Annotated in this window: 31 protein-coding genes; 24 read left to right on the forward strand and 7 right to left on the reverse strand. The window is 66.3% G+C overall.

The features are described from left to right. Positions 1-166: 166 nt before the first annotated feature. From hisB to ASE49_RS03435, 16 genes are all read left to right on the forward strand, one after another. Positions 167-769 carry an imidazoleglycerol-phosphate dehydratase HisB gene (hisB, locus tag ASE49_RS03360; protein WP_056768714.1) on the forward strand — a complete coding sequence of 201 codons (603 nt, stop codon included), beginning with the start codon at positions 167-169 and terminating at the stop codon, positions 767-769. Then, positions 769-1,059 (forward strand): YciI family protein, encoded by a 291-nt coding sequence (locus tag ASE49_RS03365; RefSeq protein WP_056768715.1) that lies wholly within the window; start codon positions 769-771, stop codon positions 1,057-1,059. The genes hisB and ASE49_RS03365 overlap by 1 nt, the downstream gene beginning before the upstream one ends. Then, a complete protein-coding gene (gene hisH, locus ASE49_RS03370; protein ID WP_056768716.1) occupies positions 1,056-1,679 on the forward strand; it encodes an imidazole glycerol phosphate synthase subunit HisH in 624 nt (207 codons plus the stop codon). The genes ASE49_RS03365 and hisH overlap by 4 nt, the downstream gene beginning before the upstream one ends. 4 nt (positions 1,680-1,683) lie before the next feature. Next, positions 1,684-2,415, forward strand: coding sequence for a 1-(5-phosphoribosyl)-5-[(5-phosphoribosylamino)methylideneamino]imidazole-4-carboxamide isomerase (gene hisA / locus ASE49_RS03375; RefSeq protein WP_056768717.1), 732 nt, complete (start codon positions 1,684-1,686; stop codon positions 2,413-2,415). After that, complete coding sequence (locus tag ASE49_RS03380; RefSeq protein WP_056768718.1) at positions 2,412-2,654, forward strand: hypothetical protein; 243 nt, start codon at positions 2,412-2,414, stop codon at positions 2,652-2,654. Before hisA ends, ASE49_RS03380 begins: the two co-directional genes overlap by 4 nt. A 4-nt stretch (positions 2,655-2,658) precedes the next feature. Further along, positions 2,659-3,432, forward strand: a complete 774-nt coding sequence (hisF, locus tag ASE49_RS03385; protein ID WP_056768719.1) for an imidazole glycerol phosphate synthase subunit HisF — start codon at positions 2,659-2,661, stop codon at positions 3,430-3,432. 131 nt (positions 3,433-3,563) lie between these two features. After that, complete coding sequence (locus tag ASE49_RS03390) at positions 3,564-3,737, forward strand: PEP-CTERM sorting domain-containing protein (RefSeq protein ID WP_056768720.1); 174 nt, start codon at positions 3,564-3,566, stop codon at positions 3,735-3,737. Between the two features lie 49 nt (positions 3,738-3,786). Next, entirely contained in the window at positions 3,787-4,113 is a 327-nt protein-coding gene (locus ASE49_RS03395) for a phosphoribosyl-ATP diphosphatase (protein WP_056768767.1), read from the forward strand. 14 nt (positions 4,114-4,127) lie between these two features. After that, positions 4,128-4,505 carry a histidine triad nucleotide-binding protein gene (locus tag ASE49_RS03400; protein ID WP_056768721.1) on the forward strand — a complete coding sequence of 126 codons (378 nt, stop codon included), beginning with the start codon at positions 4,128-4,130 and terminating at the stop codon, positions 4,503-4,505. 139 nt (positions 4,506-4,644) lie between these two features. Continuing rightward, positions 4,645-5,130 (forward strand): YbgC/FadM family acyl-CoA thioesterase, encoded by a 486-nt coding sequence (locus tag ASE49_RS03405; RefSeq protein WP_056768722.1) that lies wholly within the window; start codon positions 4,645-4,647, stop codon positions 5,128-5,130. Continuing rightward, a complete protein-coding gene (gene tolQ / locus ASE49_RS03410; RefSeq protein ID WP_056768723.1) occupies positions 5,127-5,837 on the forward strand; it encodes a protein TolQ in 711 nt (236 codons plus the stop codon). The genes ASE49_RS03405 and tolQ overlap by 4 nt, the downstream gene beginning before the upstream one ends. After that, positions 5,837-6,280 (forward strand): ExbD/TolR family protein, encoded by a 444-nt coding sequence (locus ASE49_RS03415; protein WP_056768724.1) that lies wholly within the window; start codon positions 5,837-5,839, stop codon positions 6,278-6,280. The genes tolQ and ASE49_RS03415 overlap by 1 nt, the downstream gene beginning before the upstream one ends. Positions 6,281-6,304: 24 nt before the next feature. Beyond that, positions 6,305-7,348, forward strand: a complete 1,044-nt coding sequence (locus tag ASE49_RS03420; protein WP_056768725.1) for a hypothetical protein — start codon at positions 6,305-6,307, stop codon at positions 7,346-7,348. Beyond that, a complete protein-coding gene (gene tolB / locus ASE49_RS03425; protein ID WP_056768726.1) occupies positions 7,345-8,730 on the forward strand; it encodes a Tol-Pal system beta propeller repeat protein TolB in 1,386 nt (461 codons plus the stop codon). Before ASE49_RS03420 ends, tolB begins: the two co-directional genes overlap by 4 nt. A gap of 128 nt (positions 8,731-8,858) precedes the next feature. Continuing rightward, positions 8,859-9,410, forward strand: coding sequence for a peptidoglycan-associated lipoprotein Pal (gene pal / locus ASE49_RS03430; RefSeq protein ID WP_082456283.1), 552 nt, complete (start codon positions 8,859-8,861; stop codon positions 9,408-9,410). An 85-nt stretch (positions 9,411-9,495) separates the two neighbouring features. Beyond that, on the forward strand, positions 9,496-10,029 hold the full coding sequence (locus ASE49_RS03435) for a J domain-containing protein (RefSeq protein ID WP_056768727.1): 534 nt from the start codon (positions 9,496-9,498) through the stop codon (positions 10,027-10,029). 184 nt (positions 10,030-10,213) lie between these two features. On the opposite strand, the gene ASE49_RS18055 is transcribed toward ASE49_RS03435, so the two are convergent. The 5 genes from ASE49_RS18055 to ptsP all read right to left on the reverse strand — a co-directional run bounded on the left by ASE49_RS18055 (position 10,214) and on the right by ptsP (position 17,204). Beyond that, positions 10,214-10,465, reverse strand: coding sequence for a hypothetical protein (locus ASE49_RS18055; protein WP_156370075.1), 252 nt, complete (start codon positions 10,463-10,465; stop codon positions 10,214-10,216). Between the two features lie 112 nt (positions 10,466-10,577). Further along, positions 10,578-11,975, reverse strand: a complete 1,398-nt coding sequence (locus ASE49_RS03440) for a carbohydrate porin (protein WP_056768728.1) — start codon at positions 11,973-11,975, stop codon at positions 10,578-10,580. A 29-nt stretch (positions 11,976-12,004) separates the two neighbouring features. Then, on the reverse strand, positions 12,005-13,720 hold the full coding sequence (locus tag ASE49_RS03445; protein ID WP_056768729.1) for a fructose-specific PTS transporter subunit EIIC: 1,716 nt from the start codon (positions 13,718-13,720) through the stop codon (positions 12,005-12,007). Then, complete coding sequence (pfkB, locus tag ASE49_RS03450) at positions 13,717-14,670, reverse strand: 1-phosphofructokinase (protein WP_056768730.1); 954 nt, start codon at positions 14,668-14,670, stop codon at positions 13,717-13,719. Before pfkB ends, ASE49_RS03445 begins: the two co-directional genes overlap by 4 nt. Next, positions 14,667-17,204 (reverse strand): phosphoenolpyruvate--protein phosphotransferase, encoded by a 2,538-nt coding sequence (gene ptsP / locus ASE49_RS03455; protein WP_056768731.1) that lies wholly within the window; start codon positions 17,202-17,204, stop codon positions 14,667-14,669. Before ptsP ends, pfkB begins: the two co-directional genes overlap by 4 nt. 126 nt (positions 17,205-17,330) lie before the next feature. On the opposite strand from ptsP, the gene ASE49_RS03460 reads away from it, so the two are divergent. Next, positions 17,331-18,329 (forward strand): LacI family DNA-binding transcriptional regulator, encoded by a 999-nt coding sequence (locus tag ASE49_RS03460; protein ID WP_056768732.1) that lies wholly within the window; start codon positions 17,331-17,333, stop codon positions 18,327-18,329. Beyond that, on the forward strand, positions 18,326-19,174 hold the full coding sequence (locus tag ASE49_RS03465; RefSeq protein ID WP_082456284.1) for a shikimate 5-dehydrogenase: 849 nt from the start codon (positions 18,326-18,328) through the stop codon (positions 19,172-19,174). Before ASE49_RS03460 ends, ASE49_RS03465 begins: the two co-directional genes overlap by 4 nt. On the opposite strand, the gene ASE49_RS18615 is transcribed toward ASE49_RS03465, so the two are convergent. Together ASE49_RS18615 and ASE49_RS03475 are read right to left on the reverse strand one after the other, a co-directional pair. Beyond that, on the reverse strand, positions 19,167-19,838 hold the full coding sequence (locus ASE49_RS18615) for a phosphatase PAP2 family protein (RefSeq protein ID WP_235522813.1): 672 nt from the start codon (positions 19,836-19,838) through the stop codon (positions 19,167-19,169). The two genes, ASE49_RS03465 and ASE49_RS18615, sit on opposite strands and share 8 nt — an antisense overlap. Beyond that, positions 19,838-22,135 carry a TonB-dependent receptor gene (locus tag ASE49_RS03475; protein ID WP_056768733.1) on the reverse strand — a complete coding sequence of 766 codons (2,298 nt, stop codon included), beginning with the start codon at positions 22,133-22,135 and terminating at the stop codon, positions 19,838-19,840. Before ASE49_RS03475 ends, ASE49_RS18615 begins: the two co-directional genes overlap by 1 nt. Positions 22,136-22,333: 198 nt before the next feature. On the opposite strand from ASE49_RS03475, the gene ASE49_RS03480 reads away from it, so the two are divergent. The 6 genes from ASE49_RS03480 (at position 22,334) to ASE49_RS03505 (ending at position 26,616) form a co-directional block, all read left to right on the forward strand. Next, complete coding sequence (locus tag ASE49_RS03480) at positions 22,334-22,984, forward strand: queuosine precursor transporter (protein WP_056768734.1); 651 nt, start codon at positions 22,334-22,336, stop codon at positions 22,982-22,984. Positions 22,985-23,054: 70 nt separating this feature from the next. Then, complete coding sequence (gene argB, locus ASE49_RS03485) at positions 23,055-23,954, forward strand: acetylglutamate kinase (RefSeq protein WP_056768735.1); 900 nt, start codon at positions 23,055-23,057, stop codon at positions 23,952-23,954. A gap of 44 nt (positions 23,955-23,998) precedes the next feature. Continuing rightward, positions 23,999-24,583, forward strand: coding sequence for a hypothetical protein (locus ASE49_RS03490; RefSeq protein WP_056768736.1), 585 nt, complete (start codon positions 23,999-24,001; stop codon positions 24,581-24,583). Positions 24,584-24,737: 154 nt separating this feature from the next. Next, positions 24,738-25,031, forward strand: a complete 294-nt coding sequence (locus ASE49_RS03495) for a YggT family protein (protein ID WP_056768737.1) — start codon at positions 24,738-24,740, stop codon at positions 25,029-25,031. After that, positions 25,031-25,927 carry a bifunctional methylenetetrahydrofolate dehydrogenase/methenyltetrahydrofolate cyclohydrolase FolD gene (gene folD, locus ASE49_RS03500; RefSeq protein WP_056768738.1) on the forward strand — a complete coding sequence of 299 codons (897 nt, stop codon included), beginning with the start codon at positions 25,031-25,033 and terminating at the stop codon, positions 25,925-25,927. Before ASE49_RS03495 ends, folD begins: the two co-directional genes overlap by 1 nt. Further along, positions 25,924-26,616, forward strand: coding sequence for a hypothetical protein (locus ASE49_RS03505; RefSeq protein ID WP_056768739.1), 693 nt, complete (start codon positions 25,924-25,926; stop codon positions 26,614-26,616). The genes folD and ASE49_RS03505 overlap by 4 nt, the downstream gene beginning before the upstream one ends. Positions 26,617-26,622: the final 6 nt, after the last annotated feature.

Consider the following 26,622-nt stretch of genomic DNA (forward strand, 5'->3'; position numbering starts at 1 on the left):
GCGATTCCGGTCAAGCGTGTTTGCGCTGAAATTAGCACGACGGGGCAGGTTATGCCAAAGTCGTTCCAGTGCCGGCCTGCCGCGTGGTGGTCATAAAACGCGATGGCGGCGGTGTGGTGCCCCAAGCATAATTGATTCCAGCGCATACCGGTTTATAGGCGCAGGGATGCGCACCGCCTCGATCATTCGCAAGACCCATGAGACCGACATCGACGTTGCGGTCAACCTTGATGGCACCGGCGCCTATAATGTTGCGACCGGCATCGGCTTTCTCGATCACATGATCGAACAGTTCAGCCGCCATTCACTGATCGACATCACGTGCCGGATCAAGGGCGACCTGCATGTGGACCAGCACCACACCACCGAAGACAGCGCGATCGCCATCGGCCAGGCGATTTCCAAGGCGCTGGGCGAGCGGGCCGGCATCGGCCGCTACGGCGATGTGAACTCGCCCATGGACGAGGCGCTGTGCCGGGTGTCGCTCGATATCTCGGGCCGCCCGTATCTGGTGTGGAAAGCCGCCTTCACGCAGGAAAAGCTGGGCGAATTCGATACCGAGATGGTGGAGCACTGGTTCCACTCCATCGCCCAGGCGGTGGGGGTAACCCTGCATATCGAACTGCTGTACGGCACCAACAATCACCACATCTGCGAAGGCATCTTCAAGGGCTTTGCCCGCGCGATGCGCAGCGCGGTGGAACTGGATCCGCGCAAGGGCGGGGCGATCCCGTCAACCAAAGGCATTTTGGGTCAGGAGTCTCTGTGATGGCCAGTTTCATCGTATCGCTGCGCTACATCGCGCCGATCGCGCAAGTGGATGCGCTGATGGACGCGCATGTCGCGTGGCTGCGCGCCAACCATGAAAGCGGCGTGCTGGTGGGATGGGGCCGCAAGGTGCCGCGCGAAGGCGGCATCGTGCTGGCCAAGGGCGAAAGCCTTGACGCGGTAAAGGCGCTGGCGATGCAGGACCCGTTCGTGAAGGGCGGTGTGGCCGAAATCGACGTGATCGAATGGGCGCCCAGCTTCCTCGATGAAAGCATCGCGGGACTGAAATGACGCTGGCCCTGATCGACTACGGCGCGGGCAACCTCCATTCGGTCGCCAATGCCCTGCGTGCGGCAGGCGCGCAGGACGTGGCGATCACCGACAGGCCCGAAGTCGTGCGCTCCGCAGAGCGGGTGGTGCTGCCGGGCGTCGGCTCGTTCAAGGCCTGCGCCGAGGGGCTATGGGCAATCCCCGGCATGGTCGAGGCGATGGACGAGCGGGTCCAGGTGGACGGCGTGCCCTTCCTGGGTATCTGCGTGGGCATGCAACTGCTGGCCACGCGCGGCCTTGAACACGGCGAAACCGGCGGGCTGGACTGGATCGCGGGCGAAGTCCGCAAGATCGAGCGCACCGATCCGGCGATCAAGATCCCCCATATGGGCTGGAACGACGTGTCCCCCGCGCTCAAGGACCCGGCCCAGGGCCTGATCGTGCCGGGCGAAGCGTATTTCCTGCATTCCTATCACTTTCAGCCGGACGACGGCGCGCACATCGCGGCGATGACCGATCACGGCGGCGGTCTGGTTGCCGCGGTGGCGCAGGACAACGTGGTGGGCGTGCAGTTCCACCCCGAAAAGAGCCAGGCCTACGGTTTGGCGCTGCTGGCCCGGTTCCTCGAATGGAAGCCTTGAGATCATGATCGTATTTCCCGCCATCGACCTCAAGCAGGGACAAGTCGTGCGCCTGGCCGAAGGGGACATGGCGCGCGCCACCGTTTATGGCGACGATCCCGCCGCGCAGGCGATGGCTTTCGCGCAGGCCGGCTCGCAATATCTCCATGTCGTTGACCTCGACGGATCGTTCGCAGGCCGGGCGGAAAACCGCGAGGCGGTGGAGGCCATCGTCGCCGCGTTTCCGGGCCATGTGCAACTGGGCGGCGGCATCCGCACCGCGCAGGCGGTGGCCGGCTGGTTCGACCTTGGCGTCAGCCGGGTGGTGATGGGCACCGCGGCTTTGAAGGATCCCCAGTTCGTGAAGGACATGGCGGCTGAATATCCCGGCGGCATCGTGGTGGCGGTGGACGCGCGCGATGGCATGGTGGCGACGGAGGGCTGGGCCGAAGTGTCCGACGTGTCCATCGTCGACATGGCGCGGCGGTTCGAGGATGCGGGCGTTGCCAGCCTGCTGTTCACCGACATTGGGCGCGACGGGCTGCTCAAAGGCTGCAACATCGACGCCACCGTCGATCTGGCCCGCCGCACCGACCTGCCGGTGATCGCCAGCGGCGGCGTGAAAGGGCTCGACGATATCCGTCTGCTGGCGCTGCACGCGAACGATGGGATCGAGGGCGTCATCACCGGGCGCGCCCTGTACGACGGGCGGCTGGATCTTGCCGCTGCGATCGCCATGGCGGAGCGTGAGGGGTGAACGAAAACCGCATGATTGCGGTGCTGGCGCTGGTCCTGCTGACGCCCGGCCTGATCTGGGCGCTGGGCGATTTTCGTGCAGGCAAAGTGCGCATGATGCTGTTCAGCCGCCGCCGGTCCACGGTAGAGACCTACCGCGATACCGACCCGCGCCGGTTCTGGGCTTATACCGCCTTCAACCTTGCGGTGTGCGCGGTGGTGGGCGTGTTTGCCATGCTGCTGTTTTTCAAGCCGGAGTGAGGCCATGACCGTTCGCATCCGTGTCATCCCCTGCCTGGACGTTCGCGACGGGCGCGTGGTCAAGGGCGTGAATTTCGTCGATCTCAAGGATGCCGGCGACCCGGTGGAACAGGCGCGCGCCTATGACGCAGCTGGGGCCGACGAGCTGTGCTTTCTGGACATTTCCGCCAGCCATGAAGGGCGCGGCACGCTGCTGGACGTGGTGCAGCGCACCGCCGAGGTCTGCTTCATGCCGCTGACCGTCGGGGGCGGGGTGCGTACCGTGGAGGATGCGCGCGCGCTGCTGCTGGCCGGCGCGGACAAGGTGGCGGTGAATTCCGCCGCCGTATCGCGGCCTGAAGTGGTGGCGGACATTGCCGAAAAGTTCGGCTCGCAGTGCATCGTCGCCTCGGTCGATGCGCGGCGGGTGGACGATGGCACCGGCCCGGCGCGCTGGGAGATCTTTACCCACGGAGGGCGCAAGGCCACTGGTATCGACGCGCTGGAGCATGCGGTGAAGCTGGCCGGATACGGCGCGGGGGAACTCCTGGTCACCTCGATGGATGGCGATGGCACCCAGAGCGGCTATGACATAAAGCTGACGCGCGCGATTGCCGATGCCGTGTCCGTGCCGGTGGTCGCCAGTGGCGGCGTGGGCAATCTGGACCATCTGGTTGCCGGCGTGATCCAGGGCGGCGCCAGTGCGGTGCTGGCAGCGTCCATCTTCCACTTCGGCAAACATACGGTGGCACAGGCCCATGCGGCGTTGCGCGCGGCGGGATTGCCCGCGCGCGGCTGATTACGCAGCTGTGCATAGTTGGCTTGTTAACTGATCCGTATCGGGACAAGGGCGTAACCCGTGTTGCTGCGGCGCGGCAATCTGCCAATGCACGTCGCCAGGGCGACATTCAGATTCGCAGGAGCCTTCCAGTGCCAGTTCCGAGATACCTCCCGGCGGTGATCGCGGCGGGCCTGATACCCGTTCCGGCCTATGCGGCGGGCGGCATTCCCCTGCCGGAACCCAGCAGCCTGTTCCTGTTCGGCATGGGCGTTGTCGGCGTTGCGATCGGTCGCAAGCTGTCTTCCCGCCGGGGCGAGGACTGAGCGCTTCGCACGCTTGACCGCGCCCGCGCGCCGTCGCATGGCCATGGGCATGAGCAGCCAAGACACCCTTGCCCGCCTGGAGCAGACCATCGCGCAGCGCCGCGATGCCGATCCGGCCTCCAGCTATGTTGCCAAGCTCAACGCCAAGGGCCTTGGCAAGATCGCGCAGAAGCTGGGCGAGGAGGCGACCGAAACGGTGATCGCCGCGCTTACCGAAAGCCGCGAGGCGCTGGTGGGCGAAGCGGCGGACCTGATCTTCCACATGATCGTGCTGCTGGTTGCCAAGGGCGTGCCGCTAGCTGAGGTGATGGCCGAACTCGATCGCCGTGAGGGCGTTTCCGGCATTGCCGAAAAGGCCGCCCGCACCGCTGACTGACCCCGGAGACACCGATGCCCATCGATCCCAAGCTGGCTTACGACCCCGACAACATCTTTGCCCGCATCCTGCGCGGCGAACTGCCCTGCAGCAAAGTCTATGAAGACGACCATGCGCTGGCCTTCAATGACATTCGCCCTCAGGCCCCGGTGCATGTGCTGGTGATCCCCAAGGGCGCGTACGTGTCCTGGGACGATTTCACCGCCAAGGCGTCCGACGCCGAGATCGCCGGGTTCATGCGCGCGGTGGGCACAGTAACCCGCCAACTCGAACTGGACGGGCCGGGCTATCGCCTGATGGTGAACATGGGCGGGCACGGCCATCAGGAAGTGCCGCATCTGCACGTGCACATCTTTGGGGGCCGCCCGTTCTTCCAGATGATCGCGGACTGACGCACCAGGAGCAGGATCGGCGCGCACGCGAAGCGCCGGACGGTCATCGAAAGTTAACCCCGCAATTCGGCTCACGAGGCCGGTTTCCGGCAGCTTCGGGCTTGCAGTCGCCCCGCTGCCCGTTACACAACCGCCCGGCATGACGGACGAACCATCATCCTCGCTTGCGCCCGTGTCCGGCGTGATTTCCGGAGCCACGCACCGCTACCCCTTGCGCGTGTTCTATGAAGACACCGACGCGGGCGGGGTGGTGTACCACGCCAATTACCTGCGCTGGTTCGAACGCGCACGCTCCGACCTGCTCGACGTGCTGGGGATCGACCAGCGCGGCGCACTGGAGGCCGGCACCGGGCTGTACACCGTCGCCGAAGCGAACCTGCGCTATCTTGCCCCGGCGCGCCTTGGCGATACGGTGGTGATCGAGACCGTCGCCGTCTCGGTTGGCCGGGTGGCCTGCACCTTGCGCCAGGTGGCCATGCGTGGCTCGGCCCCGCTATGCGAAGGGGTGGTAAAGGTCGGGTTCATCGGCCTTGACGGACGACCGCGCCGCCAGCCCCAGGCGTGGCAACATGCTTTTCACTCGCTCGTTCCCATCGCGATTTCCGCCCTGGAAGGACCAGAATGACGCTCGACCTGCTTGCCTCGACCATCAGCTTTGCCGGCGATTCCCACGGCCTCAACCCGGTAAAGCTGTTTCTCGACGCTGACATCGTGGTGCAGGTGATCATGGCGGGACTTGTCGCTGCCAGCATCTGGGTGTGGACGATCATCATCACGTTTACCGTGCGTATGGGCTCGATCTCTCGCCGGTGCGACGAGTATGAGGCGGGTTTCTGGGAGGCCCCAAACTTCGACACCTACCAGAAGGAGCGCCGCCGCGGCGATGTGCCGATGGGCAAGGTGGCCGGCGCCGGGCTGGCCGAATTCAAGGCCAATGCCACCGCCGCCAATGTCGATGCCGAAGGCGCGCGCCAGCGCATCGCCGCGATCATGGGCTCTGCCGTGGGCGAGGAAGCGGACCGGCTTTCCGACCGGCTCAATTTCCTGGCGACAGTGGGCTCGGTCGCCCCGTTCGTGGGCCTGTTCGGCACCGTATGGGGCATCATGAAAAGCTTCTTCGACATCGGCCAGCAGCAGAATTCCTCGCTGGCGGTGGTAGCGCCGGGTATCTCGGAAGCGCTGTTCGCCACCGCGATCGGCCTGTTCGCGGCGATTCCGGCGGTCATCGCCTACAACCGCTTTTCGCATAAAGTGAACGGATTCGAGGCGCGTTTGCAGCGCTTTGCCGATCATCTCCACGCCGCGCTGACCCGCCAGCTGGAGCAGCGCTGATGGCGATGGGCGTTTCGGGCGGCGGACGACGGCGGCGGGGCCGGGGTGGCCGGTCCCCGATGGCGGAGATCAACGTCACCCCGCTGGTGGACGTGATGCTGGTGCTGCTGATCATCTTCATGGTCACCGCGCCGCTGCTGAAGGCGGCAGTGCCGATCGAGCTGCCGGAAACCCGCGCCAAGGCGATGAGCGAGGAGCAGGGCCAGATCACCATCACTGTGCGCCGCGATGGCACGGTGTTCTATGAACAGGACCAGCTGGCCCCGGGCGAACTAGCCGATCGCCTGACGTCCACGCCCAAGGGCGCTGATGGCAAACCGCCGCTGGTGACGCTGCGTGCCGACAAGGCGCTGGACTATGGCCGGGTGATGGACGTGATGGGTGAGCTGAACCGCGCGGGCTTTACCTCGATCTCGCTGGTTACCGATGTCAGCGGCGGTTAACACGCGAAAGGCTAGGTCCGCCTGATGGCAGCCAAAGGCATTCGCCGGGATGAAGCGATCGGCCTTGCCGTCGCGGTCGCACTGCATGCGGCCGTGCTGGCGGCCATCCTGTTCAGCCCGCGCAAGAACGATGTGGTGAAGCCGCCCCCGCGCATCGAGGTGACCATCAGCGATGAGGTTGCCAACACGTCTACCGCACCGTCACCCGCCCAGGCATCCCCCGACAAAGGGCCGGAGCAGGGCGAACCCGCGCCCGAGGCCGCGCCTGCGCCTGCCGTGGAGCCAGCCCCGGCGCCGCGCCCCGAACCGGCGCCGCAACCCGAACCCGCGCCGGTGCCCCGTCCACGCGACATCGAAAGGCCGCGCCCGCAGCCAAAGCCGGTCCCGGCGCCTCGGCCCAAGCCGGTCGTCAGGGCGGAGCCCAGGCCGGAAGCCAGACCAAAGCCGCGCCCGGTGCAAAAAGCGCCTCCCGCGCCGGCCCAAAAGCCCGAACCCCGGCGCGAGGCCAAGCCGGTCGCCCGGCCTGAGCCGGCCCGCAAAAAAGCGCCCGGCACGCCGCGCCAGGGCAGTGCGATCGATTCCATTCTCAAGAGCGAGAAGAAAGCCCCGCCGGGTCGCACGGCCTCGTCAAGCAAGGCCTCCACCGCCCCTAAAAAGGCCGGTAGCAGCGCGTTCGACGATGCGTTCAAGGCCGGCACACCCGGCGCCAAGGCGTCCGCAGCAAAAACCGGCACCCCGGCGGCGCAGATCGGCGCGGCGGCCCGCTCTGCCCTCAACGCGGCGATCGGGCGGCAGATCAAGCCGCACTGGCAGGCCCCGCAAGGCGCGGACGCGGAACTGCTGGTCACCCGCGTGCGCTTCCGGCTGAACCGCGATGGCAGCTTGTCCGGCGAACCCGAGGTCGTCAGCACCACCGGCCAGACCGACGCCAACAAGGCGCAGGTCAAGCGGCATCAGGAACAGGCAATCCGCGCCGTGAAGCTTGCCGCACCGTTCAATCTGCCCGATGATCTTTATGAGGGCTGGAAGGTCGTCACGACCAACTTCGACAGAAGGCTATCGCAATGAAGATAACCCGCATTTTCGCTCTGGGCCTGATGCTTTCGGTGTCCAGCGCCGCGTTCGCGCAAGGTGTGCCTGCGCCTGCCACTCCGCCTGCACAGGCCGGGGGCGACGATGGCGGCCTGGAAGTCACCGTCTCGGATGACAGCGCCTGGCAGGATCTTGGCATCGCCATCACCAACTTCGCCACCGATGCCGATGTGCCCACCAGCACGAATGCAGGCACCACCGCCTCGCTGGGCCGCGCCTTGTCGCAGGTGGTGGCGGGCGATCTCAAGAACAATGGGCTGTTCAAGCCGTCCGGCCCCGATGGCCTGCCGCAGCCCGTCTATGCCCAAGTGCAGGCGCCCGACTATGGCATTTGGGCTTCGCGCAGCGCGCAGATGCTGGTGCAAGGCTATGTGCGCGCAGGCGCGGACGGTCAGATCACCGTGGGCTGCTACCTGTATGACGTGCAGCTCAAGCAGCAACTGGTAAAAGGCGGCTGGCAGGTTGCGCCGGGAGACTGGCGGCGGGCCGCGCACAAGTGCGCCGACATGGTCTACTCGCGCCTCTCGGGCGAAAGTCCGTTCTTCGATTCCAAGATCGCCTACATCGCCGAAACCGGCCCTAAAGGGCACCGCATGAAGCGGCTGGCGATCATGGATTCGGACGGGGCCAACCACCGTTATCTCACTAGCGGCCAGTCGATGGCGCTCACGCCGCGCTATTCGCCGGACTACAAGAAGATCCTCTACCTGTCCTACCTCAACGGTCAGCCGAGCATCTACGCCTATGATCTGGCGACGGACCGGCAGACCCTGATCGCCCGCACCGGCGCGCCCACTTTGGCGCCGCGCTGGTCGCCGGACGGCAAGTGGGTGCTCTATTCGATGGCGCGCGGCGGCACGACCGATATCTATCGCATCTCGTCGGCCGGCGGCGGCACCCCGCAGCGGCTGACAAATGGGCCGGGCATCAACATCGGCGGCAGCTATTCGCCGGATGGGTCGCGGATCGTGTTCGAAAGCGATCGGTCGGGCAGCCAGCAGATCTACGTGATGAACGCGGATGGGTCCAACCAGCAGCGCATCAGCTTCTTCGGTGGCCGCGCCGCCACCCCGGAATGGAGCCCGCGCGGTGACCAGATCGCCTTCACGCACATCGCCGGCAATCTGCAGATCGCAGTGATGTCGCCAACGGGCGGCAACATGCGTCACCTCACCAATTCCTGGCAGGACGAGGCGCCCACCTGGTCGCCCAACGGGCGCATCGTGCAGTTCTTCCGCACCGAAAAGGGCACGGGCACCGCGTCGATCTGGCAGGTGGACCTGACGGGCCGTAACGAACGGCGCTTGCCCACCCCGGTTGGCGCATCCGATCCCGCGTGGGGGCCGGTCCGTCCCTGACAGGCTTGCGCGCGATGCCCGAACGGGTGCGTTGGCTCCCGTTCAGGTTGACAGCGTTACCAATTGAACGGAAAATTCAGACATGCGCCGGCCCATCCACCGGGCCGCGCAGCACAGGAGATGATCCCATGCCTTTGGTCCTTACGTACTCCAACGCCGGCCGCGCAGGGGCTCTGGCGCTCGTGGTCGCAGGCGCGCTGGCGATGTCGGCCTGCAGCAAGAAAGCGCCGGCGCAGCTTCCGCCCGATCCGGGCCCGGCCACCAGCAGCACCGATGGCGGCTTCGGCAATGGCGCGAATGGCGGCGTGGCGCAGCCGGGCAGCCAGGCCGATTTTCAGGCGAAGATGATGGGGTCTGACACCATCCACTTCCAGTTGGACAAGTCGGACATCGACCCGCAAGACCAGCAGGCCCTGGCGCGCCAAGCGCAATGGCTGCAGCAGTACCCCGCCAAGCGCGCCACGATCGAGGGGCATTGCGATGAGCGCGGCACGCGCGAATACAACATCGCGCTGGGCGAACGCCGTGCCAATGCGGCCAAGAACTATCTCGCCAGCCTGGGTATCGATCCTTCGCGCCTCAACACCGTCAGCTATGGCAAGGAGCGGCCGATCGCGCTGGGCTCTGACGAGCAGGCTTGGGCCCAGAACCGCCGTGCGGTAACCGTCACGATCGACTGAGCGAACATCCCCGGCGCGTTGTTTTTGCATCTGAATCCGCGCCGGGACTTGCATCGCTTCGGCATCGGCGCGTATCGCGCTTTGAATGAGTCGCGTCCGCCGATCACCTGACTGGGGTTTCCCGCGCTGGCGTGGCTACGGCAGCTCGCGCGAAGCCGCGCAAGTGCGCCTGTGCGATCGCCACGGCTGCTCGGACATCGGCAACTGCCCGGCCCCCAAAAGCCCGAACAGCCCGGATCGCTGGTATTTCTGCCAACGTCACGCGGCGGAATACAACGCCGGCTGGGATTACTTCGCCGGCCTGGATGCCGAAGAAGCGGCGCAGCGCGAAGCGCAGGAACGCGCCGACAACGGCGGCTACAAGGAAACCGCGCATTACGGATGGACCGGTTCGGGAGACGGCAGCCGCAGCGCCGACGAAATGCGCGCCCTCGAAGCGCTGGGCCTGGACACGGACGCCGATTTCGACGCGGTGCGCAAGGCGTGGCGCCTCAAAGCCAAGGAAGTCCACCCGGACGTAAAGCCTGGCGATGCCGAAGCGGCCAAGGCGTTCCAGACGTACCAGCTGGCCTACGAGGTTCTGCGCGCAGCCGAAGAACGGCGCGAGTGGAAGGGGTGACGTTGGCGGCGTAGTTCATGGAAGGCGTCAGGTAGACATTTTCCGTCCCCGACAAACGGCGCAAATGTCGAACTTCGAAGCCCGCGTGAAGGTCATATTTTGGTGGGAAGCTGCCGTCAGCTTATTCTGAAGCCACCAAAGGCATCCCAGACTGTGCAAGACGACGTGTGGGCAGCAAGGTTCATCATGGCTTACGCTTAAACCATTCCAGGAATGCACCAGCGCAAAAACAAATGGCAAATATGGATGTTAAAGACCAGTAAACCCAAACAATAGCGGGAGCATTTTTAAGGTGTGACAGGAAATAACCTGAATCGATATAGAATCCTTTTCCTTCCGTTACGAGAACCTGCTTGGCTGCTAATCCAAGCATAATCGCAAGCATGCCCGCCCATACGATTGGGTTCTGAAATCTTTCAATGCGTTTGCGCCTCATACGCGGATCATGGCTTTGCGCGGCAATGTCTGCAAGGGGGCGTAATCAGAAAGTCGGGTTAGCCCCAAAACCCCTGAAAACGCAAACTCCACCTTACCCCTTCACGCCAACCTCAAATCCCGGCCAGCAGGGCGTTGGCGTCGATGGTGAACTTGAAGCCCAGCACCAGGGCGTTGGGGATGTCCTTGGTGCGGAACGGGACCGAGGTCTGGTCCGGGTGCAGGATGTATTGCACGTTGGGCGACAGGCGAATCGCCGGGGTGATCTGCGCGCCGTAGGCCAGTTCCATCATGTACTGGTGGCGGGCGATCCGGTCGTTCCCGCCGGCTGCCACGCGCGCGGTGCGCATGCGTTCCATCGCCAGGTCGCTGAAGCGCTGGTCGTTGATGACGAAGCCCAGCGTGTCCTTGTCACGCCCGGCGAAGGTGCCGGTCTGCAGCAGGCCGAGTTCGAGATAGCGGCTTTCCTCCACGTCGCCTGACAGGTTGGTCATCGCAACGCCGAATAGGGACAGGCCGCGCTCGGAGGTGGGATTGGGGCGGGTCAGCATCTGGTCGAAGCGGAAATAGATGCCCGAGCGGCCATGACGCGTGGCCGCCGGGCGGCCTGACAGCACCGCGATGCCGCCCTGATCGTCACGCAGGGGATCAGAATAATCGCCCCGGTCGAACCAGCCACCCACGATGTAGTGGCGCGGCAGGCGATCGTTGGTGAAGTCCGTGCCGTAGCCCGCTTCCCACGGCACGATCACCCCGGTGGCGCCGCGCGTGCTGAGATTGAAGCCATCGTCGTTGGGGCGCTTGCGGTTCGGGTTCACCTCGAACACGCCGGCATGGACCCATACTTTGTCCGTCAGGTTGAGCTTGGCGTGCGCCATCCAGCTGGAGGCGGGGAAATAGGTAAAGTTGCTGTTCTTGAACACGAACGTGGGGTTGCCGCACGCCGAATTGCTCTGGAAATTGCAATAGAGCGGGGAATTGAGGAAGTAGATGTTCGCCTGGCTGCGGCCCGCCTCGATATCCAGCGCGCCGTTCAGCAGCTTCTGCTCGTACGTCAGGATCGCCAGGTGGGTGTTCTGGGTGCCGTAGATTTCCTGCACCGAGGTGTTGTTGCCGATGGCGATGGCCGCAAGGTTCTGCCCGTGCCGGTTGGTGACGGCGGCATGGATCGCGCCGCCGTTGATCCCGGCGATCGTGTCCATGTCGAAGTCCGCGCCCACGTACACTTGGCCCGCATAGGCCGCATCGCGGCGCAGGCCGCCGGTGACGTTGGTGGCGGCCTCTCCGGTGTAGCTGAGTGACAGGGTGATGCCCTGCTGTGCCAGCGGTTGCCAGCTGGGGGCTTTGGCGGTGGCCTTGTCCGCCGGCGCGGTGGACTGCGAGGCATCGGCGGCAGGCGCGCCATCGCCGCTGTCAGCGGAAGGCTTCTTGGCCGCATCTTGTGCAAAGGCGCTGGGAGCGAAGGTGCTGATGCCGGCAAGGCACGCCGCGCTCAGGAGAAGGTGCTTCATGACGGTAGGTTCTTTCGGCGAGGTCGAAGTCAGGCGGCAGCAGGCGCGGCTGCGGCAGCGATAGGCCGCTTGAGCAGGCCCACTGCAAGCGCGGTCACCACGGTTCCGGCCACGATCGCGATGGCGTAGGCGCCCAGGTGCGTGACCGCGCCCGGGATCGGCAGCACGAACACACCGCCATGCGGCACGCGCAGTTCCACGCCGCTTGCCATCGAGATGGCACCGGCAACGGCGGAGCCGGTCATCAGCGCGGGGATCACGCGCAGCGGATCGCGCGCGGCGAAGGGGATCGCGCCTTCGGTCACGAACGCCAGGCCCAGCACGGCTGCGGCGCCGCTGGCTTCCAGTTCCTCGGTGGTGAAGCGGTTGCGGAACAGGCGGGTGGCCAGCGCCAGCCCCAGCGGCGGCACCATGCCGGCGGCCATCGTTGCGGCCATCGGCGTGTAGACCTGGCTGGCGATCAGGCCGACGGAAAACGCATACCCGGCCTTGTTCACCGGCCCGCCCATATCGAACGCGGACATCGCGCCCAGGATCAGCCCCAGCACGATGGCGCTGGAGCCTTGCATCGAACGCAGCGCCTCGGTCATCGCGGCAAGGGCGGCGGCCACCGGCGTGCCGACTGCGTAGATCATCAGCAGCCCCGTCAGCGCGGAGCCGAGCAGCGGCAGGATCAGCACGGGCTTAAGGCCCTGCAACGTGCGCGGCAGGCGGATTATGCGGTTGAGCCAGTCCGTCCCGTAACCGGCGATGAACCCGGCGACGATGCCGCCCAGGAACCCCGCACCCAGGCTGGAGGCAAGCATGCCGCCGATCATGCCGGGCGCGATGCCGGGCCGGTCGGCGATGGAAAAGGCGATGTAACCCGCCAGCGCCGGGACGATCAGCGCAAAGCCGCCGTTCGCGCCGATCTGGAACAGCGCGTGGGCAAGCGTGCCCTTGGCGGCATCGTCGTTCGCGTGGATGCCGCCCAGCGCAAACGCCAGCGCGATCAGCAGACCGCCCGCCACTACGAACGGCAGCATGAACGACACGCCGGTCATCAGGTGCTTGTACGGGCCCACGCGCTCCTCGCGCTCGGGCTTTGCGGCGCTATCGGTGGCGCTGCCGCCCTGGACTTTCGCTTCGGCCAGCGCGCGCTCGATCAGCTTCGCGCCGCCGGTGATCGCCGGCTTGGTGTTGCTGGCGAACACGCGCTTGCCGGCAAAGCGGCCGCGATCGACCTCGCGGTCGGCGGCGATGATCACGATGTCGGCGGCGGCGATTTCCTCTGCGGTCAGCGCGTTGCCCGCGCCTACCGAACCCTGCGTTTCCACGCGCATGGGGTAGCCGAGCTGGCGCGCGCCTTCCTGCAGGCCTTCTGCGGCCATGAAGGTATGGGCGATGCCGGTGGGGCACGATGTGACGGCGACGATGCTGGGAACAGGGGAGGAGGAGATCCCCGTCCCGGCATCGCCGCCGCCACTGCCCAGCGCGGTGGCCGGATCGGCCAGTACCGCACCAAGTTCGAGACGGCGGTGAGGGCGCCCTTGCATCACACCGTCATCGGCGGCGGCAGCGGCGATGAACAGCAGCTCGTCACCGGGGAGCGGGCCTTCGCCGGGGTTCATGACGCCCATCGATGTGTGCACTTCCACCGCGATATCGCGGCCCGCGCCCAGCGCGGCCTTGCGCAGCGCTTCACCGGCCAGCACCCCGGTAACGCCGGACTCGCCGGCCTGCACGATGGCATAAATCCTGCTCATGTGTTGTCTCCCGCAACATCCGTGTCGATGGCGACCTGTTCGGCCAGCGCCGCGATCGTGTTCGTATCCGGCAGGTTCGGGCCTGCCAGCCCCAGCTTGCCGACCGCGAAGGCGGTGGACAGCCGCGCGATGCGCAGAAGATCGCCGCCTTGCGCCACGGCAGCCGCGATTCCGGCCACCATTGCATCGCCCGCGCCCACAGTGCTGGCGACGTTTGCCGCGGTCAGCTTCGCGGTGAGTGCGCCGGCCTCCGAGCGGAAATACGCGCCGTGTTCCCCCAGCGAGACGGCGACCAGCCCCACCCCGGTCCGGTGCAGGCGCAGTGCAGCGTCGCGCACCGCGTCCGGGTTATCCAAGGACGCGCCCAGCCATTCGGACAACTCGTGCGCGTTGGGTTTGACGATATCAGGCAGCACGGGGGCATCCAGCGCGGTGCGCAAGGGCTCACCACTGGTATCGAGCAATACGACCGCGCCGCTGCCATCCAGTTGAGCAATGACACGCGCGTAGATGTCCGCCGGGCAGCCGGGCGGCAGGCTGCCGGCGAGCACCACCAGCGTATCGGGACCGGCCTTGGCCAGCACGCTGGCGATGACCGCTTCGACCTGCTGGGTGTCCGCCGGGGCGCCGTCCATGTTGATGTCGGTCGTGCCGACAGTGTCCACCAGCTTGAGGTTGACGCGAGTGGCCCCCACGCGCCGCACGAAGCGGTCGGCGATGCCCTTGGCGGCGAACAGCGCTTCGAACGGGGCGGCATTGTCCGCGCCCAGCAGCCCGTGCGCGGATACCGGCACGCCCCAATCCGCCAGACAACTGGCGACGTTCACACCCTTGCCGCCCGCGTTCTGGACGGAGGATACCGCGCGATGGACCGCGCCGGGCACCAGATGGTCGACACTCACCGTCTGGTCGATCGCGGGGTTGAGGGTCAGGGTGATGACGCGGTTCATACAGCTGCGCCTGCATCCAGCGCGCGCACCTCGTCAGCGGTGCCGGCCTCCAGCGCCTTGGCGGCCAGCGCCTGCATGTGGGGCAGGGTGGAGGCGCGGATGCGGGCCTTTACCGCCGGTATGTCACGCGGGGTCATCGACAGTTCGCTGACACCCAGCCCGGTCAGCAGCGCCGCGCCGAACGGGTCGCCGGCGATGCCGCCGCACACGCCCACCCAGCGGCCATGCTGCGCTGCGCCTTGCACAGTCATCGCGATCAGCCGCAGCACAGCCGGATGCAGGCTGTCCGCCTCACTGGCGAGTTCGGGGTTCTGCCGGTCTATCGCCAGCGCGTATTGTGTAAGGTCGTTAGTGCCGATCGAGAAGAAATCCGCATGCTGGGCCAGCACATGCGCCTGCACGGCGGCGGCGGGCACTTCGATCATGATGCCCACCGGCACCGCCGGCGCGTCCAGTTCCGCACGGACGCCATCGCAGATGCCGCGCAAGGTGATCAGTTCGGACACGGTGGTGATCATCGGGAACATGATCGACAGATCGCCGCCATCGCGCGCGGCGCGGTACAGAGCGCGCAGTTGCGGCTCCAGCAGGTCGGGTCGGCGCAACAGCAGGCGCGCGCCGCGCACGCCCAGGAACGGGTTGTCTTCGCGCGGAAGGTCCAGATGCGGCACCTGCTTGTCGCCGCCGATGTCCAGCGCGCGCACGATCAACGGGCGACCGGCCAGCGCGTCGATCATGGCGCGATAGATCGCGTACTGCTCGTCCTCGGTCGGGCTGTCCCCGCGTTCGAGGAACAGGAATTCGGTGCGCATCAGGCCCACGCCTTCGCCGCCCTGTTCCACCGCGAAGCCCACCTGATCGGCGCGGTTGACGTTCGCGCCGATGGCCACGTCGTGCCCGTCTTGCGTGCGGGCCGGGGCGGAGCGTTCGGAGGCTTCCTCCGCCCGCTTGCGCGCGATCTCCTCAATCCAGGTGCGCGCCGAGGCGAGGTCGTCCGCCGAGGGGTTGAGCCAGATGCGCCCGTTATCGCCATCGACGATCGCGGTGGCGCCCGCCGACAGCGAAAGCAGGTCCGCGCCGCCCGCCACCATAGACGGCAACCCCAGCGTGCGCGCCAGGATCGCGCTGTGGGAGGTGGGTCCGCCCAGCGCCGTGGCGATGCCCGCCACTTTGTCGATATCCAGCGTCGCGGTGTCCGAGGGGGACAAGTCTGCAGCGACGAGGATGCTCGGCTCGTCGGGCAGGTCGGCCAGGGTGCCGATGCCAAGGCCGGGGTCGATCTGCGCCAGTACCCGGCGGCCCACATCGTGGAAGTCCGCCGCGCGCGCGGCCAGCACCGGATTGCCCAGTGCGGACAACTGCCCGGCCATGCGCTCCACCGCCTGATGCCACGACCAGGCGACGCCGTGCCCCTCCACCATGATCTGGCAGGTGAGGGTGATGAGGTCGGTATCGTCCAGCAACGCGGCCTGCGCCTGGAAGATCGCCGCTTCGGATGCGCCCAGGCGGCGCGTGGTATCGTCCACCAGCGCCTTCATCTGCGCGCGCGTGCGCACCAGCGCTGCATCCAGCAGCGCGCCGCCGGTGGCCAGATCCACTGGCTGGTCAGGCACGGTAAGTTCAGCGGCGGCCAGCACGTGGACTTTGCCGATGGCAAGGCCGGGGCTGGCGGGAACGCCCGCGATCATCGCGGTATCGCCCGCCGGTTGCCACCCGCGCCCGGAGCCGGACGCGTTGCGCGCGGCGTTCTGGGCGGCCTTCTGCGCGGCGCGCGCGGCATCGGCCTGTTCGCGTGCGGACAGGCGCGAAATGACTTGCACGAACTGGTCGAGCGCGGCGCGTGCGCCATCGCCCGCAGCCGAAATCGTCAGGGTATCGCCGGCTTTCAGGCCAAGCTGGAGCAGCGCGACGAGGCTGCGCGGATCAGCGCTTTCATCGCCGTGCCGCACCCGTAGCTGCGCGCGGGCAGCCTTGGCGGCCTCGCTCCACGCGGTGGCGGGGCGGGCGTGCAGGCCGGTGGGGTAATCGAGCGTCCAGTCCGCCGTTTCGGCCAGATCCTGCGCTGGCGCTGTGGCCGGGGCGCGGGCGGCGTCTTCCTGCAACGCGGCGGAGATCAGCGCGGCATCGTTAGTCGTGAACAGGGTCTGCAGGCGCGGCTCGTCCTGGATCAGGCGGGTAAGACGGCGCAGGATGGCGATGTGGCTGTCCGAACTTGCGGCGATGCCCACCACCAGATGCGCGCGCTGGCCGGGGTTCCATTCCACCCCTTCGCGCAGCTGGAGGATAACGATGCCGTCCTTGCGGACCAGCCCCTTGTCCTCGCCCAGGCCGTGCGGGATCGCGACGCCGCTACCCAGATAGGTGTTGGCGACATTCTCCCGCCCGATCATGCTTTCTTCGTAGCCCGGCGCAACGCATCCGGCGGCGACCAGCAGCTGGCCGGCCTGGCGAATCGCATCCTGCTTGTCCGAAGCGTGCGCATCGATGCGCACAAGGTCTTCCAATCCCAAGGGATTGCGGGCGTCTGCAACCATCGAACAGCCTCTCCAAGTCTTGTTCTGCCTCTAGAAAACGTTTTCTCACAATTTTGTCAAGAGGCTTGCGTCACTACCATAATGTTCTGCATAAGCTGCGACGACGGGTGGAGAACGATTTCTACGATGGCGGTCGGGATCAAGGATGTGGCGAAAGTGGCGGGGGTTTCCCCGGCTACGGTATCGCGCGTGCTGTCAGGCCGGGTGGTGGACGCCGCCATGCACGAGCGCGTGATGGCTGCGGTGCAGTCCACCGGCTATCGTCCCAACCTTGCCGCGCGGCGGCTGCGTTCGCGCCACAGCAACACCATCGGGCTGATCGTGGCGGATATCCGCAACCCATTCTTCACCGCCGTGTCCCGCGTGATCGAGGATGTGGCCTATGCACGCGGCCTGCGCGTGATCCTGTGCAACACCGACGAGGACCCGGAGCGCGAGGCGATGTACCTGCAGCTCATGCAGGAAGAGCGTGTGACCGGGGTTATTCTTGCCCCCTCGCGCGACGGCGCCGACAGTGTGGGGCGTTTCAGTGCCGATTTCCCGGTGGTGCTGATCGACCGCGCGGTGCCCGGCGTCACCCGCGATTGCGTGGTGCTGGATAACGAGGCTATGGCGGGCGCGCTGGTCGAACATCTCCATGCCGCCGGGCACCGGCGCATCACCGGCCTGTTCGGCGCCAGCAGCGCCACCGGCGTGCAGCGTCGATCAGGGTTTGAGCATACCGCCGCGCGGCTGGGCATGGATGCGCAGGCGCTATCGGTGCCGCACGGCGCAGGCGAAACGCACAAGGCGGTGGCCACCATCATGGCCGGTGCGGGGCGACCCACTGCGCTGGTTGCCAGCAACGGCGTGCGGCTGATGGGTGTGCTGCGTGCCCTGCAGGAACTGGGCGTGTCCGTGCCTGGCGACGTGGCGCTGGCAGGGTTTGACAACGAGGACTGGATGGAGTTCGTCGGCGGCGGGCTGACCGTGGTGGAGCAGCCGGTAGAGGAAATCGGCCGCGCTGCGATGACGATGCTGTTCGAGCGACTGGAGCGGCCTGACGCCGCCGCCCGCCGAATGGTTCTGGCGGGCCGGCTCGTGGCGCGCGGATCCAGCGCCTATATTCAGGAGACAATCGCATGAAGCCCCCGATCGGCCGCGATACGCAGCTGTGCATGTCGCTGTCGGCACGGCCCGGAAATGCTGGATCGCTATTGCATAACCGCCTCTACGAACTGCTGGGGCTGGATTATGTCTACAAGTCGTTCAGCACCGCCGATCTGCCCGCGGCGGTGGGCGGCATTCGCGCGCTGGGGATCCGCGGCTGCGCGATTTCGATGCCGTTCAAGGAAGCGGTCATCCCGCTGATCGACGCGCTGGAACCGTCCGCCAGCGCGATTGACAGCGTCAACACCATCGTCAACGATGGCGGGCGGCTGACCGGCTACAACACAGACTTCACCGCAGTGCGCGATCTGCTGCTGGCGCGCGCGATCGATCCGGCCACGCCGTTCATCGTGCGTGGCAGCGGCGGTATGGCCAAGGCGGTAGTGGCCGCGCTGCGCGACTGCGGGTTCGATACCGGCGTGATCGTCGCGCGTAACGCCGACGCGGGGCAGGCGCTGGCAGCGCAATATGGCTACACATGGGCGGCGCAGATGCCGCACGCCGGCGCGCCGCTGCTGGTAAACGTCACCCCGCTGGGCATGGCCGGGCCAGATGCGGACGCGCTCAGCTTCGAGGCCGCGCACATCGCGGCGTGCGAAGTGGCGTTCGATGTCGTCGCGCAGCCTGCCGCCACCCCGTTCATCCGCGCCGCGCGCGCAGCGGGCAAGCGCACGATTTCCGGGGCCGAAGTGATCGTGCTGCAGGCGGTGGAGCAGTTCGTGCTGTACACCGGCATCCGCCCGGAGCCCGCCATGATCCGCGATGCCGCCACGCTGGCGCATGGGGCGCAGGTGGGTGAACTGGTGGCGTCCGTCAGCTGATCCCGGCTGCCTTAAGCTCGGCGCGCGCCCTGGCGAATTGCGCGGTGAACGTGGGGATTGCCATCAGCCGGTCCGCCACCAGCGCGCCAAGCAGCGCGCCGGCCACCACATCGCTGCGAAAATGCTGGCCGCACACGATCCGGGTCTGTGCATACGTGGCAGAGCGCGCCAGGATCGCCCCGGCCTTGGCCGGCACCAGCCGCGCCAGCACTTCGCCCATGGAAAACGCCATCGAGGCGTGGCCGCTGGGGTAGCTGGACAAGGGATCGTCGTTGCGCTCGCAGCTGCGCAGCGCGGGGTCGACAGCGTAAGGCCGGCGCCGTCGAAACTCCGCCTTCCCGCGATCGACCAGCGCCTTTTCGGTGGCGCGCGTCATTGCCAGCAACCGCGCGGTCTGCGGCAGCGTATTGAGATCGAAGCGCGGCCCCAGCGCGGCGGCAAAGATCGTCGCGTCGTGGGTCTTGCCGTCCAGCCGCGCTGCCGCCTCGTCGGCGGTGGAGCGGGCGTCCTGCGTTGCGTGGAGTTCCAGCAGCTCCACTTTGGCCTGGGTGCTGCCGGCCTGTGGCGGTGGGGGCAGCACCAGCGCGGGATCGAGGCCGGTTTCCAGCGGTGCCGGCTTTGCATCCACCAGCGCGGCGGCGAGGAAAACGACGATCGGCAGCATCAGAACCTCATCGTGACATCGGCGGTGAAGGCGCGCCCGGTCTGGTAGAAGTACTGGTCGAACGGCGCGGTCTTGCCGGTGGTGATACTCGTCACCCGCTTGGAATTGAACAGGTTTTCGATCTCGCCGCCGATCTGGAAGGGACCAATTTCGTATCGCGCGGAAAGGATCGCGGTGTTGTAGCCGGGGCTTTGGTAGACCGGACTGTCATAGGCGTTGCCCGCCACGGTCGATCCGGTGGGGGACACGAAGAACTGCTTGCCCACCCATTTGTCGATCAGCGAAAAGCGCACCGGGCCGGATTTCACCAATACGCCGCCCGCCGCCGTCCATTCGGGCGCCTTGGCGACCTGCTGGCGGATCACACCGGGATTGTCGGTCTTGGCGTAATTGCGCGAACCGTTGGCGAACACCGCGATGCCCATCGGGAAGGCGTAGGTGATCTGCCCCTCCACGCCTTTGTACTGCACCGCGCCCTGGTTGATAAACACCGTGCCTTCGCCCGGAACGGTGGAGGTGAACGAGGCGAACTTGTTGCTGAAGTCGATCTTGTAGACGTCGGCATCGAAGCTGAGGCTGCGGCCGTGATAGACCACGCCCGCCTGATAATTGGTCGAGCGTTCGGGCGCGACCGTGGAAAGCTGCGGGTTGGCCACATACAGCACGCTTAGCGGCGGGGCGAGGAAGCCGCGCGCATACTGGGCATAGACCGCCACCTGCTTGGTTACCGCATAGTTCACCGTGGCGAAGGGCAGGTCGGCGGAGTAGGTGCTGCTCAGTTGCTGGGCGTAGCGCGTGGTCTGGTTGTAATCGGCATCGATCTGGCGGGTGAAATCGACATGCTTGTAGCCCGGCGTGATCGTGAGGCCGGGCAGGGGCCGCAATTCCAGCTCGACGAATTCCTCGGCCTGGTTGGTATGGCTGTGCTGGTCGAACTTGATGTTGCGGGGCGTGGCAGCGCCAGTGTCAGGATCGGTCACCGCCTTTTCAACATAGTTGGGCGCGCCGGTCAGCAGGTTCACGTCGCGCTGCTGGCGATAGGTGTTCGACCATTCGATCCAGGTGCCGGCGGTCAGGCTGCCGAACCCGAAGTCCAGCCGCGCCTTGGCGATGTCGCCGAACACGCGGTACTTGTTAGTCTTGGTGTAGCCGGGCACGCCCGCCACCGCTTTGCCGCCGGGCGTCAGCGTCACCACGTTGGCCGCCGCGATCTGCGCGGGCGTGGCGGTGGCGTATAGGGTGGGATCGTTGCCGGACAGCGTCTCGTTGTCGTAGCTGTAAGTGTAGGCGCGGTTCTCGAACGTGGAGCCGGGCGCAATGTTGGCTTCGAACTTCACCAGCTCGAAGTCGGTGGTCTTGTGGGTGTGGTTGTACTTGTAATAGTTCTGCGAACCGGGATCATCGTTTAGGCTGAAATACTTGCCGTACTGCGCCACCTGGCTGAGTGTCACGCCGTCGTTGTCAGGCTGGTTGAACGAATTTTCGTTATAGGTCGCCAGCAGCGTCAGCTTCGCGTCCGGCCCGATCGGGATCGCCACTTTGCCGAACACGTTGTTGGAATGAAACGGGCTGTACGTGCGCGCGCCGTCCGATGCCACATGCTGGGCGCTGAGCACCACTTCGGTGCCGCCAAGCCTGTCGATCGCGCCGGACTGGGCCAGCGCGCGCAGCAGATAGGTGTTCCAGCTGCCGTAGGTGCCCTTCACCTCGATCCCGGCGTCATCGCGTGTCGCGCGGCTGAACAGGTTCATGTTCCCGCCGAATGTTGCCTGCCCCAGCTGGCTGGCGTTGCCCGGCCCGCGATCGACGACCAGCGTCTCTATCGTGTTGGACGGGAAGAACGTGTTGGAGTGGTGCGACGGGTCGTTGGTGTCGCCAAACGGCACGCCGTCATAGGTGATGTTGAACTCGCCGTCCTGGAAGCCGCGGATCTGCGCTTTCGATTCGGACAGGCCCGACCCGTTGGCATTGCCCGAGATCGAGACACTGGGCGAGATCAGCGCGATCTGGTTGAAGTCCGCCGTGGCGGGCAGCGAATCCTCGATGAAGCTGCGCGATACGATCGATTGCGGCTGGGTTGCCTGTAGCGAGGCGGTGACCGGCGCGAGGGTATTCGGGCGGGTCGCAGTCACCTCGATGTTGGAGCCTTCGGCGATGCCGGTGCCGTCCGCATCGCTTGACGCGGCGGCAGTGGCAGGCGCATCGCTTGCAAAGGCGGCGGTGGCGGTCATCCCAAGCACGAGAGCAAGCGCGCTCGTCCCCGCGCGCAGGGCGCGGGCGATCGTTACGTCGGTCATATCAGAAAATTCCCGGCCCCTATCGGCTGGGCAGGCGATTACTGCGCCGCCGTGACAGTTTTGTTGCGGGTAAACGGCCAGACAGCAACATTACGAAGATGTAATGAAACGGGCGGGTGACGGCGTTTGGCAACGCTGCGTTATCGCCCATGCCATCAGCCCTAGTGCAATTGCCCGCGCGCGGTTAGAGCATGGCGGATGAATCGTCCCGCGCTTGTCATCACCCGCTCACTTTTCGTGTTTTCGCTGCTGTATGGTGGGCTCGTCGTGCTGGCGGGCGTGCTGGGCACCAAGCTGGCGTCGCTGGGCCACTGGCCGGTGCTGGGCGACCTGGCTGTGGAATCCGGCATTTTCGCGTTTCTGCTGCTGGTCGTGCTGTCCAGCGCGGTGGCCGAACTGCACGGCGCCGCCACCGCCAACCGGCTGGTGCGCTTCGGCTTCATCCCGCTCATCGTCTCGATGCTGCTGCTGACTTTCGTGATCCACGTAGTGCCGCCCGCCGCCTTCTGGCACGATCAGGACGCCTATGCCCGGCTGCTGGGCCAGGGCGCGCGCATGCAGTTTGCCGGGCTGATTTCCTACGGCGTGTCGCAAACGCTCAACGTCTATCTGTTTTCCCGCCTGTCGCAGGGTAAGGGCCGGCTCCTGATGGTGCGCGCCTGGATCGCCAGCATGCTGTCGCAGGTGATCGACACGGTGCTGTTCATCACCATTTCGTTCGTGGGAACGGGCGTGCCGCTGGCCAACATCATGGAAGGGCAGATCATCTCCAAGCTGGTGCTGTCCACGATCATGGTGCCGCCGTTCATCTGGTTCTTCGTGAAGTTGGGCCGCCGCCTGGACGCCTAAGCGCAGTCACGGTCAGAAAAATCACGCGAATCGGGTTCAAAATCCCGCGCAGCCGCGTAAAGCGCGTGACATGTCCAATCCGCATCACGCCGCCCTCCTGGCCAAGGCCGCAACCCTCGTCGATGCGCTGCCGTATATGCAGCGATATGCAGGCGCGACGTTCGTGGTGAAGTACGGCGGCCATGCGATGGGCGATCCCGAAAAGGCGCGCGACTTTGCCGAGGACGTGGTGTTGCTCAAAGCGGTGGGCATCAACCCGGTGGTGGTGCACGGCGGCGGCCCGCAGATCGGTGCGATGCTCAAGACCATGGGCGTGGAAAGCAGCTTCGTGGATGGCCTGCGGGTGACCGACAAGGCCACCGCCGACGTGGCGGAGATGGTGCTATGCGGGGCGATCAACAAGGAGATCGTGGGCTGGGTGGCCAAGGCCGGCGGGCGCGCGATGGGCATTTCGGGCAAGGACGGCGGCATGGTCACCGCGCGCAAGGTGCAGCGCACGCGCAAGGATCCGGGCAGCCTGATCGAGGAAGTGGTCGACCTGGGTTTCGTGGGTGAGCCCGAAACGATCGACATTTCGGTGATCGAGACGATCTCGTCCGCCGGGATGATCCCGGTGATCGCGCCGATCGCCTCGGGCGTCGATGGGTCCACCTACAACGTCAACGCCGACACCATGGCCGGTGCTATCGCGGCGGCGCTGGGCGCATCGCGGCTGTTCCTGCTGACCGACGTTACCGGCGTGCTCGACAAGCAGGGCAACCTGCTGACCGACCTGACCCCTGCGGACATCGCAGGGCTGAAGGCGGACGGGACGATCTCGGGCGGCATGATCCCGAAGCTGGAGACCTGCATCCACGCGGTGGAGGCGGGCTGCGAGGCCGCCGTTGTACTTGACGGGCGGGTTTCGCATGCCATGCTGCTTGAAATATTCACGCAGGAAGGCGCGGGCACTCTGATCCGCGCCGCCTGACCTTCGGGCGAGAGGCGAGCGAACTGAAAGGCATTCCTGAACCCATGCGAACCAAAGCCGCCCCCCGCTTGCTGTATGGGACCGCCCTGCTGTGCTCCGCCGCGCTGCTGCTTTCCGCCTGCGACAAGACCGGCAGCCAGCCCGCTGCGCTGGCAAGCACCAGCGCCGGTGCCGATGGCGATCGGGTCACCGCCGCTCCCAGTGATGGCGTGGCCGATGTCGCCGCCGCGCCGACTGACTCCGCGGCGTCTCCTACAGTCGCCCTGGATACCGGCGCGCTGACCGAGCGGCGCGATCCCGAACGTGTGCTACGCTACTACGTAACCGCGGTGCGTGAGGGGAATTGGGCCGCCGCCGCCAAGGTGTGGAGTTCGGATGCGCAGATGACGCCTGAAAAACTGGCGGCGCAGCTGGGCGGCAAGGCCGGGGCCAAACTTGCGGTCGGCAAGGGCGATATGGATGGGGCGGCAGGCTCCAGCTATTACGAAGCGCCGGTCGTGGTGGACTTTGCTGACGGGCAGCCCTCGCGGCGCGGCACCATCGTGCTGCGGCGCGTGAACGATGTGCCCGGCGCCAGCGAGGAACAGTTGACCTGGCGGATCGAGCGGACGTCCACTTTAAGCCAGTAAGCCCCGGTCGGTCTTTGGGCGTCGCCGGTGGACGCGCTCTTGCGGCGGCTGGTCGTGGTCGGCTATCAGCACTTCGAAGATTACCCGAAACATCGCAGCCCGCCATCCGGCGGTGCCCGAACATGACTTATTTGCAGCATTAGGAGCCGCCACGTTGCTGTTCATCACGCTTTACGAGATCATATCGTATCTCATCAACATCATCGTCTTCGTGGTGATCGTGCAGTTCGTGCTCAGCCTGCTGATCGCGTTCAACGTGGTCAACATGCACAACCAGTTCGTATCGGCGATTTACACCGCGCTTAACGCCATTCTCGAACCGTTGCTCCGCCCGATTCGCCGGATCATGCCCAACACCGGCGCGATCGATTTTTCACCGATGGTGCTGATCATCGGCCTCACAATCCTGCAGATCATCTTCGCCAACCTGGCCCGGGCCTACGCCTGATGGGCCAGGCGGCCATCATCGACGGAAAGGGCTTTGCCGAAGGCCTGCGCGCGCGCGTGGCCGATTGCGCCGCCGCGTTCACGCACAAGGCGGGGCGCAAGGCCGGCCTTGCCGTGGTGCTGGTGGGGGAAGACCCGGCAAGCCAGGTCTATGTGCGCAGCAAGGGCAAGCAGACCGTGGCGTGCGGGATGGCAAGCTTCGAGCACACGCTTCCCGCCGATGCGGACGAAGCGCAGTTGCTGGGGGTCGTGGACCGGCTGAACCGCGATCCGGCGGTAGACGGCATTCTGGTTCAGCTGCCGCTGCCCGCGCACATGGACGAGCAGAAGGTGATCGCCGCGATCAACCCGGACAAGGACGTGGATGGCTTCCACGTCGTCAATGTCGGGCGGCTGGCGACCGGACTTCCCGGCTTCGTGCCCTGCACGCCGCTGGGGTGCATCATGCTGCTCCAGCACACACTGGGCTCGCTCGCCGGGCTGAATGCGGTGGTCATCGGGCGCTCCAACATCGTCGGCAAGCCGATGGCGCAGCTGCTCCTGGCGCAAAGCTGCACCGTTACCATCGCGCACAGCCGCACGCGTGACCTGTCCGAGGTGGTGCGCCGCGCCGATATCGTGGTGGCGGCGGTGGGCCGTCCGGATATGGTCAAGGCCGATTGGCTCAAGCCCGGCGCCACCGTGATCGACGTGGGGATCAACCGCGTGCCGGGCGCGGAAGCCGGCAAGACCCGGCTGGTGGGCGACGTTGATTTCGCGTCCGCCAGCACGGTTGCCGGGGCGATCACGCCGGTGCCGGGCGGGGTGGGGCCAATGACCATCGCGGTGCTGCTGCGCAACACCATCGTGGCCGCGCACCGCAACGCCGGGCTGGCCTTCGACGAGAGCGCGCTGTGAAGCGGCGCGCTGTCGGCGCGGGGCTCACGGCCCTGATGCTGGCGGCAACCGCGCTGGCGGGGCCGGCGCACGCTGAACGCAAACGACCGGTGGCGCCGGGAACCGGTACGGCGAACCCCAGCGCCCTCATCGCCACCGAAATCGCCTTTGCCCGCATGGCGCGCGAAAAAGGCCAGTGGACCGCCTTCGCCGCCTTCGCCGACGATGCCGCCGTGATGTTTGAGCCTGAGCAGGTCCAGGCCAAAGCGTGGCTGAAACGCCAGAAGAACCCGCCCGTCCCGGTGCAGTGGGAAGCCTATCAGGTGTGGATGAGCTGTGACGGCGCGATGGGCGTGACCAAGGGCGGGTGGACGCAAGGCGCGTCGGACGGCTGGTTCACCACCATCTGGCAGCGGCAGAAGAAGGGCACGTACCGCTGGGTGCTTGACCACGGGGAAACGCTGGCAACCCCACCCGCCGCGCCGGACATGCTGTCAGCCAAAGTCGCCAGTTGCGCCGGCAAGCCCAGCCTGCCCGATGCCGCTCCTACCGATCCCGCCACCCAGAGCGGCGGCGCATCGGCAGACCGGACGCTGCGCTGGCGCGCCTCGGTAACCGGCCCGGACCATCGCCGGCAGGTTACGGCGTGGCTGTGGAACGGGCTGGCTTACGATGCAGTGGTAACCGACATGGTGGTGCCCACGCCGTAAGGGGCA

The sequence above is a fragment of the Novosphingobium sp. Leaf2 genome, from assembly GCF_001421325.1.
Lineage (GTDB): Bacteria > Pseudomonadota > Alphaproteobacteria > Sphingomonadales > Sphingomonadaceae > Novosphingobium.